This window comes from Rhizobium sp. 9140, from assembly GCF_900067135.1.
Lineage (GTDB): Bacteria > Pseudomonadota > Alphaproteobacteria > Rhizobiales > Rhizobiaceae > Ferranicluibacter.
The window spans coordinates 3,630,055-3,639,210 of the sequence record NZ_FJUR01000001.1; the positions used below are offsets into that span (position 1 = coordinate 3,630,055).

Below are 9,156 nucleotides of genomic sequence, written 5' to 3' on the forward strand. Positions count from 1 at the left end.
TTACGAAGCGATCCAGAACCTGCGAGAGTGTGGCTCTGCGACCGGCGGGAACCGGTCGCAGAGCCTCTCAATCCCTCAAAGACAGCATTCGAAGGATCGAAAACAATGGAAGAAGCCAAGGAAATTATCGCTCGCTTGCAGGCGCTGGAATATGTGGTCGAGTTACTCCTCTCTCGGGAAATGGTACGAAGCCCGAGCTTAAGAGACTCAGTAAGGGAGCAGGCCGACCAGATCGCTGCAGAAGACAGGACTGCGAAAGATGATGAGGATCCTGAGTTCATTGAGGCTCACCTTCACTATCTCGAGCGTCTTCTACGCGACGGCTTGAAAGCCGCTCAGGCGTGGGACGACCATAAGGTTGGCGAAGAAGCGGCCTTAAGGACGTAGGCAGCTGCCCCACATTCGGTTGGGGTGCGGAGCCGTCTTCGATGGGCAGCGGCGACCAGTGCGTGAATGTGCCACTCGACTCATACGGCGAGTAGACATGCCGACCGTCATGACGTTTCTCATCGATGTCGTCGGTGAAGATATCAAAGGGATCGTCCGGCCAGACGAAATCGTCGAACTCTTCATGCCAGCGCACGATGACATAACGGTCCCATGTGCCGCCGGGCGCCGGTCCCCGATAGGCAAGGAACCATGTCCCGTCTTTTGGCGCGCTCTCGATGGGGTAACGCCCAACCAGATCTGCCTGGGGTGATGGGGCGGCGATGATGCTTGTGATGTAACCGTAAAAGTTGGAACCGGCCCACATGTCAGACTGATCGTCATAATTCGATCCGTCGAACATGGCGTAGAAGGCGTCGGTGACTTCGGCACGAACCTGCGTTTCACTCATCGCCGAGATGCGCGGCATGTCTTCGTCTGACATGCCGGCATCGTTTAGCATTTCGAGGCGATCCTTCTCCGGGATATCGGAGATCTCAATCTCAAAGGATAGGGTGAGTTTCATGGTCTCGCCCTCACGCCTTGGCCAGATCGATGGTCACGGCCTTGAACTCGTCCGTGATCCGTTCGCGACGATAGAAGCGGACATACTGCTTTGAGCCCGTCACGCGCATCGCATCGCGGATGGCATCCATGGCGCGCTTCCACCGCGGATCGTCAATCTCGTGCCGCATCAGCATGAAGATCTCCGAACGGTTGATCTTGCCCTCGCTGTCGGTGTTGAACGCGCGCGTGACGATCGACTGGATCTCCGGCCGGCTATCGCTCGACCATTCATTCAGGCATTCGTCGATCAGGCTCTTGGCAATGTGCAGTTCCGACCCGAAGTCGATCAGCTCCTGCACCTGCACCTGAACCTTCATGAGCCCATCGAACGTCTGATACGTCCGGTTGCCCTTCGCGCCGCCGACCTTCGCTTTGTACTCCTGCGCAATCAGGGCGTCGAAGTCGCCGAGATCCGTCATGGTGTGGCCACGGAACCGGGCGATCTGCTCATTCAGCGAGACGGCAAAACCCATGATCTTGCGAACAGTCTCGTCTTCGAGCTGGTGCTGCGGCTTGACCATCGAGAGCGGGACGTAAGAGCCCTTCGCATCCACCATGAAGTCCCGGCCGTTGATGGCGATCACGCCGTCGTTGCGTTCTTCCAGAATTACTGCGTCCATTTTCATCATCCTTTTTTGAACGCGTCGTCAGCGTTCTTGAGGTCTTTGGCGGTAGCAACCACATGATCGCGGGCTGCCTTCTCGCCGGGTGTGTACTGAGCCTGTTCGAAACGGGAGATGGCCCGTTTCAGGCGTTCGATGGAGAGGCGGACCGCCCGTAGGCGGCTCCGCGTGGTGGCTTCATCGCGGTTGGCGGCTTCGATCAGCCGGACGTTCACGATGTCGTCGATCTCCGGCTGAAGCCGTCTGAGGAGGTCCGCTTTCGGGAAGGCGAACAGAAGGTCGAGCGTGTCCTTCATGCTGCATCGCCTCCTCCGTTCCATGTCGGCTTCGGAGCCTCGGGCCGACGGAACGGCACGATGTTGCCGCCGACCACGACGAGCTGCGGCCGTGGAGAGGCCAATGTCAGCTCGCGAGACAGGAAGCGGTTTTCCTCCTCCTCGCCTGTCGCCAGTTCGATCACCGTGTTCAGCTGGGTCAGGAGAGCAGCGACGTCCTCGCCGCTGAACGTGCCGCCGCCATGAACGAACGGCTTCAGCTGGTTGCGGATGGCGGTTGCGTGGTGCGATGCCTTGGCGCTGAATTTCATGACTTCCTCCCGAAATCTGGACGGATGATCGTGCCCGCTGACGGCAGCATGTCGGCCAAGGTGTCCGTGGCGGTCTGTTCGATGCGGGTGCGGTACTCGCGGCCGGCTTCGGTCTCGCGAAGGATGGAAAGCTCAAGCTCCATGCTCGCCGCGAGCTTTTCGAGGATGCGGAGTTTGTGATCCAACACGCCTGCGAAAACGGAACCAGCAAGCACGTCCTTGGCACCGTCACGCAGTTGGCCGAGTTCCGTGCTCAGGGTCTGGTCGAGCGCCCTCCTCATGAGATGTCTCCCAGATCCCGGTTCTTCCAAGCCATCTGCAGGTGCTTGAGCGTGACCTCGTCGCCGTCGCCGATCGCGGCCATGGTGGCCAGCTTCATGGTGCGGTCGATCTGCCGGAGCGCGCCCGGCTTCAGAGCGATACCAAGCAGGAACCGGATCATGTCATCGTCCTGGACGTCCCATGCCGCGATCAGCGTGCGCGCATCGTCGCCACGGCTCGGCTCACGCTTCAGGCGCTTGTCGAAGCGAGAGAGCACCTGCGCGCGGCTGGAAACCGACCGCGACCGTTCCTTCATGAAGTCGCCGGCCGTGTCCTCGTTTCCGAGAAGCGCGACACCGCACTTGTTGATATCGACGAAGTGCCGGAGCTGATTGATCGCATCCGGCAAGAGGTTCTGCGCCTCGTCGATGATCAGGATCGAACCGTCGCCGATCCGCTGCAGCTTCCGGCCGATGGCCCGCACCAGGCGCGCCGGATTGTGCTCCGAAACATCCAGTTCTGCGGCCAGCTCGACGAGCATGCCGTGCACCGTCTTCGTGTTCGGACTGATCGTGGCGAGATACGCATGCGGCCGGGTCAGGCAGAAATGACGTGCCGCCGTGGTCTTGCCGACGCCGGCATCGAGCGTGATGGCAACGAAGCCCGCCGTCACCTGAGCATAGGCGAGCGTTTCGAGGATCTCGCGCGCAACCAGCGTCTGCTGGAAAACAGGCGAGACAGGAACACGGGAGGCAAGGCCCGAGCTTTCCTCGAGCGCCGCCAGCCAGTTGCTGACCTGATTGTTCTGGTTGACGAGAACGCCGAGATACTTGCCCGACGCCCACTGCGAGAAGGTGCCGTCCGGAATGTTCGTCCGGCGGGCGATCGCCGTCTTGTTCCAGCCATTCGCCGTGGCCACGCCGATGACGCGCGAGATCAGGGTGCGCCAGATCTCGACGTCCTGCGCCGGGTGCTTGGCCAGAAACTCGGCTGTCGGCTGCGGGTGATCCCATCCGCTACTTGTGCCTGTGGTATTTTTCATCTACTTGGTTCCTTGCATAGAGACTTCCGGGCGCCCCTTCGTTGTGGCGCCCATTTTTTTGGTCGGAACCGTACGCATTACTTTTCGGCTCTGGTCTTACGGCCGGGCTTTACTGACCCTGCCGCTGTCTTCCCCGTGGGGAATGGGATGATCGCGCTCTCCTCGCCCATGATCCGGGCAAGTCCGCGCGAGAAACTGTTTTCAAATTCGCCTTCACCGATCGCCTCGGCCGAGACGGCCGGAGCGAGGTTGCTGCCCGTGATGAGGCGGGTGACGACGGGGCGCGGCGCCGGTGTCTCCGGGCGCTTCTCAGCCTTCTGGGCCTTGGCATAGATGTCGGCCAGCTTGCCGGCTTCGATCGTGCGGTTGAGTTCCAGCAACGACTTCGTTGCCTTGGCGTGATCGGAGGCCTGCCGTGCCGTCTGACGAGCAGCGGCTTGGCAGTCGAAACCAGTGGGGAGCACGCACTCCGCGTCACCAATGAACCGGCCGGCGCCGTCGTAGAGCTTGACGGCACCATGCAGGTTTGCCGGATCGAACCGCATGGTCAGCTTTTTGCCGATCCACTGATTGAGTACCGGAGCCCAATAGCGGTTGCCGGCGTAGTGGACCGCACCATCCGGCTTGCGAGCGGTGATGTTCTCGGCCGCAAGCATCCAGAGCGCGCGCTGCGCCGTGCTGGAGTAGCGCAGGATGGTCGAGGGTTCGGCGACGGACTCCGCAAACACGGCGTTGAAGCTGCGGCCATCGGCCATCTCTGTCTGACGGCCCTCGCGAGCATTGTGCTCTTCGACCATTGCCGAGACATGCTCCTGAAGCACATCGAGCTTCACGGCACGGCGTCCATAATCCTCGGGCTTCTCGGCAACGTTCGGGCCTGTGTAGGCCCCGGCCATGGCGGGATGCCGCGAAATCTCGTCGGCCAGATCCTTCCAGGCGCGTTCGATCGGCTTTGACCGGCCAGAATACGGCTTGGTGAAGTGCGCCTCGATGTCGAGCGTCTTCAGGAGGCCGGCGACCTCGTCTTCCGTGATCTTGTACCGGTTCCGGGCCTTGGCGCCGCCAGAGATCTTCTTCGAAGCGAACGCTTTCCCGTTGTCCATGTAGATGTGGTAGGGCAGCGCGCCGTCCGCGTTCTCGATCATCGCGCCGATGCAGGAGCGCACCGCTTCCCACGTCTCGGCTTCAGACAGGATCCACGACAGCACCTTGCGGGAGTAAATGTCTTGGATCCCGATGAGGATGACGCGCACCGGCACCTTCTTCCAGGGCACACGCACGAACAGATCGAGCTTGTGACCATCGGTGTTGACCATCTGCATGGCATGAAGATGCGCGACAGAGCGGGTCTGCGCCGGGAACAGCCGGGCGGCGGCTTCCTTGCCCTCACGGGCCAATATCTGGACAGCTTTCGGAACCTCAGCTTCGAGGCGCCGGCGCAGCGTGCGCTCGGAAGGGATCGGCGACCAGCCGTTCGCCTTGGCCGCAGTCATCATCCGGCGGAAGCAGGACGAAAACTTCGGCTTGCCCGACCGCAGGTAGTCCGACTTCAGGACCTCCCAGGCGTCAGCATGACAATCGGCAAGATCTGCGACAACACCGTTGACCGCAGGCGAGAAGGACGGTGCCAGCGCTGCGAGCCAGTCGGCCCGCGCGTGGCCTTCGACCATCTGACGCCAGTTGTAGTAGGTCCTCTCCGCGACATCGGCCATACGGGTGCAGTGCCTGACGGCAACCGTCGTCCCGATGCCGGACTTCTCCATGTCGTCGACCGCGATTAACACGTTGAAACGCTTCCGGCAGATGTCCTTGTGCTCGTCGGTCAGGGCCTCAAAGCGGCCCCAAAGCAGCTTCGAAGCATCCTTGACGTCTGCTGCGGTCAGATCCGTATTCAGGAAGGCGAGCTTCTGCCGCGCCTCTTTCGGCAGCAGTGAGTAGTGATATTTGAGGCCACCGCCTTGCTTGGCGATAGCTGCCACTTTCCCGGCCTGATGATCCCATCCCGCGCGATCCGCATGGTCGCGGATACGCCGGACAGACGTAGGAAGGCCCGGCAACTTTGCCTCGGCGAGTTCAGGGATGGTGAACCACTCTTTCATCAGCGGCCCCGTCGCTTGATCGTGACGGGACGCGCCTGCAGTGTCTTCAGTTCGGCTGCCAGCTCGCGTTGCTCCTGCTGAAGGCGTGCGATCTCGGCAAGCCGGGCCTCGTCGCCTTCGAGCAGGATCAAGCCATCCTCACTGAGCACCACATCCCAAAGCCAGACGGCTCCGGTTGCCCGAACGAACGCCTTGAAGCGCACGAGGCTGATGTCGTGGGCCGTCTTGCTCTCGGCCGTGTAGGCATCGAGCGCGCCTTTCGACACGGACGACAGGCCGAGGTAGTGAGCCATGCGGGTGGCGATCGTGGGCCGATCGTACGGGCATTCGCGGATGGCGCGGGCCATCTCGCGCTTCAGCAGCGAGCGGAAACGATCGAGGTCGATCTGCTCGGCAGCCTGCCGTACGGGAAACACAGCTTCGGCGAAGAAGTCGAACTGGTGAGGATCGCGCTTCATGCTGCACGCTCCAGAAACGAGAAGTCCGAGTTCGAGCCGATATGGTCGAGGAACCGGCGCTGCGTCTCCTCGTCGGCCTTGCTCCAGAGCGCTGCCATCTTTTCGAAGACGGCCTGCTGCGGATCGACCTCGGCTTTCGGAGCCTTCAGCATCTGCAAAACCGGCTTGATGTCCGGGCTTTCCCGAAGGGCGTTCGCTACCCTCAGCTGATCGTCGGCCGACAGCTTTGCCAGCTTGAGCAGCATGGACTGATCGCCTTCGGCATCTGTCCCCCGCACGGCGTGACGCAGTACCGGATGAAGGTTCTGGCCAATACGTGTTGCGCGTTTGTAGGTGTTCTCTCCGAAACCCAGTCGTTCCTGGACTGCTCTCGACAACTCTCTTCCAGAGGAAAACATCGTAGGGTCATCGTGACCCTTCGAGTTCTTCAGGTGTCGCGTCTTATCGATTTTGCCGTTTTTCTCCTCCCACAACTCGCGATACTTCATGACGAAGATGGCGCGATCGAGCGGGTTCAGCTCGTTGCGATAGAGGTTCTCGGAGATCTCCAGCAGCTGCGCTTCTTGCGCATCTGCCTCGACGATGATGGCGTCGATTTCGGACCAACCGAGCAGCTTGGCTGCCGTCGTGCGGTAGCCGCCGGCGACCAGCGTGAAGGGCGTAGCGCCCTTGTTCTTTGCAGGCGTCCTGCGGATCATGATCGGGCTGATCTGGCCGCGCTCGGTAAGCGAGGCCGCGAGCATTTCAACATAGGCCGGGTCGATCGGCCGGAGCCGGTCACCGATATGAATGTCTGAGAGGGGTGCACGGATGAACTCGGCCATTACGCGGCATCCTCGACGGCTTCATGCAGGGCGGTCGTGAACAGGTCTTGCGCGCGGGCGGCGATCGCGCGGTACGTCCGCTCGAACACAGGCTCGTCGCAGCGATAATCGACCGTGCGGACGGCCTGACCGACCATCGTGCGACCGACACCGAGCAGCACCATCACGCGACGGCGCGGGATACCGAACTGGACCATGAGGACATGGATGGCGACCTGCCGAGCAAGCGCGGCGTCCAGCATATCGACCGGCGGATTGATGATGAACCGGAGCGGCAGGTGGCTGAAATGCGACCGGCTGGCACGATAAGCGGCAGCGACCATCGCCTGCAGCCGCTCTTCAGCGGAAAACGGGTTGAGATGGCTCACAGGCTGGCCCTCGCAACGCTGAAGATGACCGCGAGGAGACCCATGGCAGCGACGCCAAAGATCAAGGTCGTGTCGGCAGCACGGCAGATCGACGAGCGAGCCGGGATGAACGGGTTACTGCCAAATTCGGGCGTCACTTTCGCCATAGGCTTGAGCGCGGAAACGCGAGAGACTTCAGTTGTGGCGCGGACGGCGCCGTGACTGACGGCCGGGGACTTCGGGTCCCTGCGGCAAGTGTCGCGGTAGGCTAGAGCAGACGGTCGTTCGTTCGCGCCCACCATCACGCGGCACTCCGGCCGGCGTTGGCATACTTGGGCGAAAGGATCTTGGATGTCGTCTTGGGATAACGATCAGGAAAAAGCTGCTCGACGGGTTCGCCGAGGAAGTCGGCAATCGCCTGCTCGGATTTCGCGTTGGGGCGGTTCCAGATCGTGCGGAAACCCCCAGGACTGACATTGTTGATTTCTGCCAGTTTCGTTAAGGTCATCCCACGGCGGCGAAGTTCGCCGAGGATGGCGTGACGGTCCCACTTTCGGGGCTTGGTCATCCGGTTTCTCCTGCGAAAAGCGGATGTTGGCGCATCCGCTTTTTGTTGAATGTTGTTGAGCACAAGCAGCCCGCATTACGCGGCTGCTATTGATAGAGGTAAAGCGGTTTTATGGCTTTGTAAAGCGTAAAGCGGCTCTATGTTTTAAAATATGGCGCGTCCTGAATCCGCACCTAAGACCGAGCTGGCAGCACGGCTTCGAGAGTTTCGCCGACAGATGGGCGATCCTGAACGAGATGAATTTGCGCGCGGGCTGGGCGTCGGAAAGACAACGCTTGCCTCGTACGAACGAGGCGAGACCGAGCCGACAGCCTCAGTGTTGAACGCCTATCGGGAAAAGTATGGTGCTAACTTGATTTGGTTTGTCACCGGCAAAGGCGAAGCCGTTGAGGCCAACCAGCGCGTACAACCGGCTGATCTACCGGCTGAGTTCATCCGCTTGCCGCAGTACGATGTCGCAGCCTCAGCCGGGCGGGGTGTGATTTCGTACGTAGAACACGCCGCTAACGAGGTGACGTTCGAGAAGCGGTTCCTTCGTGCTCTCGGTGCGCAGCCTGAAAGCTGTTTCCTCATGTGGGCGAAGGGGGACAGCATGTTGCCGACCTTTCCAGATGGGGCCATGCTGATCGTCGATCAAAGCCAACAGACTGTCGATGACGGCCGGATCTACGTCTTTAACGCTGAGGGCAATTTGCTCGTGAAACGCGCCAGATGGCGCTTTGACGGCAGTCTCGACCTGATGTCGGACAACGTTGCCGGAAATTACCCGGTAGAAAGCTTCGTGACAGACCGCATCGTCGATCTGATCGTGGTCGGACGCGTTGTATGGTACGGCCGTTCCGCATAGGTCAATTTTCCTAGCGTAAGGTAGCTTGTGAGAATCTTTTCCACAGCCGATTGACTCCCGATAACTAGGGGAACAAACTAGGAACATCCGCAGCTTTAAAGCAAGGAGTTCCAGATGGCGTTGCAGACCAAATATATCATTGTGCCCTTCAAAAGAGTGAAGGGAGGAGCGATTGTCCCAGGTGAGATGCGAGCGGCATCGAACGAAGCTTCTGCCGAACGGATCGCTGAAGCGATGTCAGAAAGGTTTGCCGGAACCGCTGCTTTCGAAGTTCTTGCTGATATGGAAACGGGCGAAATGACCAGCCCGCGACTGCTCTGCAAATTTGGCAGCATCGTTGATTTCACAGAGGACGCAGCAGCAGCATGAACGCCCCGTCCGAGATCGTCCCTACCCCTCATGCCCCTGAGATGACAGAGCTTCAGCAGGTGCTGGCTTACCATAACGGGAACACAGTTGCGGCTGTCGAAACTTTGCTCAAGGATTGCCGCCATCTTCGTGAGCAACT

13 protein-coding genes are annotated in these 9,156 nt (G+C 60.5%); 2 read left to right on the plus strand and 11 right to left on the minus strand.

Annotation, left to right across the window (positions count from 1 at the left end):
- Positions 1-277 precede the first annotated feature (277 nt).
- The 11 genes from GA0004734_RS17200 to GA0004734_RS17250 all read right to left on the minus strand — a co-directional run bounded on the left by GA0004734_RS17200 (position 278) and on the right by GA0004734_RS17250 (position 7,801).
- Positions 278-952 carry a hypothetical protein gene (locus GA0004734_RS17200; protein WP_092935610.1) on the minus strand — a complete coding sequence of 225 codons (675 nt, stop codon included), beginning with the start codon at positions 950-952 and terminating at the stop codon, positions 278-280.
- 10 nt (positions 953-962) lie between these two features.
- Complete coding sequence (locus GA0004734_RS17205; RefSeq protein WP_092935612.1) at positions 963-1,613, minus strand: DUF3164 family protein; 651 nt, start codon at positions 1,611-1,613, stop codon at positions 963-965.
- 5 nt (positions 1,614-1,618) lie between these two features.
- A complete protein-coding gene (locus GA0004734_RS17210) occupies positions 1,619-1,912 on the minus strand; it encodes a hypothetical protein (protein ID WP_092935614.1) in 294 nt (97 codons plus the stop codon).
- Entirely contained in the window at positions 1,909-2,202 is a 294-nt protein-coding gene (locus GA0004734_RS17215; protein ID WP_092935616.1) for a hypothetical protein, read from the minus strand. Before GA0004734_RS17215 ends, GA0004734_RS17210 begins: the two co-directional genes overlap by 4 nt.
- On the minus strand, positions 2,199-2,483 hold the full coding sequence (locus tag GA0004734_RS17220; RefSeq protein WP_092935618.1) for a hypothetical protein: 285 nt from the start codon (positions 2,481-2,483) through the stop codon (positions 2,199-2,201). Before GA0004734_RS17220 ends, GA0004734_RS17215 begins: the two co-directional genes overlap by 4 nt.
- Positions 2,480-3,505 (minus strand): AAA family ATPase, encoded by a 1,026-nt coding sequence (locus GA0004734_RS17225; protein ID WP_092935620.1) that lies wholly within the window; start codon positions 3,503-3,505, stop codon positions 2,480-2,482. Before GA0004734_RS17225 ends, GA0004734_RS17220 begins: the two co-directional genes overlap by 4 nt.
- 77 nt (positions 3,506-3,582) lie before the next feature.
- Positions 3,583-5,604, minus strand: coding sequence for a transposase domain-containing protein (locus GA0004734_RS17230; protein ID WP_092935622.1), 2,022 nt, complete (start codon positions 5,602-5,604; stop codon positions 3,583-3,585).
- On the minus strand, positions 5,604-6,062 hold the full coding sequence (locus tag GA0004734_RS17235) for a hypothetical protein (protein WP_092935624.1): 459 nt from the start codon (positions 6,060-6,062) through the stop codon (positions 5,604-5,606). The genes GA0004734_RS17230 and GA0004734_RS17235 overlap by 1 nt, the downstream gene beginning before the upstream one ends.
- Positions 6,059-6,886, minus strand: a complete 828-nt coding sequence (locus tag GA0004734_RS17240) for a ParB N-terminal domain-containing protein (RefSeq protein WP_092935626.1) — start codon at positions 6,884-6,886, stop codon at positions 6,059-6,061. Before GA0004734_RS17240 ends, GA0004734_RS17235 begins: the two co-directional genes overlap by 4 nt.
- Entirely contained in the window at positions 6,886-7,254 is a 369-nt protein-coding gene (locus GA0004734_RS17245; RefSeq protein WP_245292454.1) for a hypothetical protein, read from the minus strand. Before GA0004734_RS17245 ends, GA0004734_RS17240 begins: the two co-directional genes overlap by 1 nt.
- A 280-nt stretch (positions 7,255-7,534) precedes the next feature.
- On the minus strand, positions 7,535-7,801 hold the full coding sequence (locus GA0004734_RS17250; protein ID WP_092935630.1) for a helix-turn-helix domain-containing protein: 267 nt from the start codon (positions 7,799-7,801) through the stop codon (positions 7,535-7,537).
- A gap of 151 nt (positions 7,802-7,952) precedes the next feature.
- Here GA0004734_RS17250 and GA0004734_RS17255 point away from each other — a divergent pair, with 151 nt between their 5' ends.
- Together GA0004734_RS17255 and GA0004734_RS17260 are read left to right on the plus strand one after the other, a co-directional pair.
- Positions 7,953-8,648: an XRE family transcriptional regulator gene (locus tag GA0004734_RS17255; protein ID WP_092935632.1), complete on the plus strand. Its 696-nt coding sequence runs from the start codon at positions 7,953-7,955 to the stop codon at positions 8,646-8,648.
- 114 nt (positions 8,649-8,762) lie between these two features.
- Positions 8,763-9,017, plus strand: a complete 255-nt coding sequence (locus GA0004734_RS17260; protein ID WP_092935634.1) for a hypothetical protein — start codon at positions 8,763-8,765, stop codon at positions 9,015-9,017.
- Positions 9,018-9,156 lie beyond the last annotated feature (139 nt).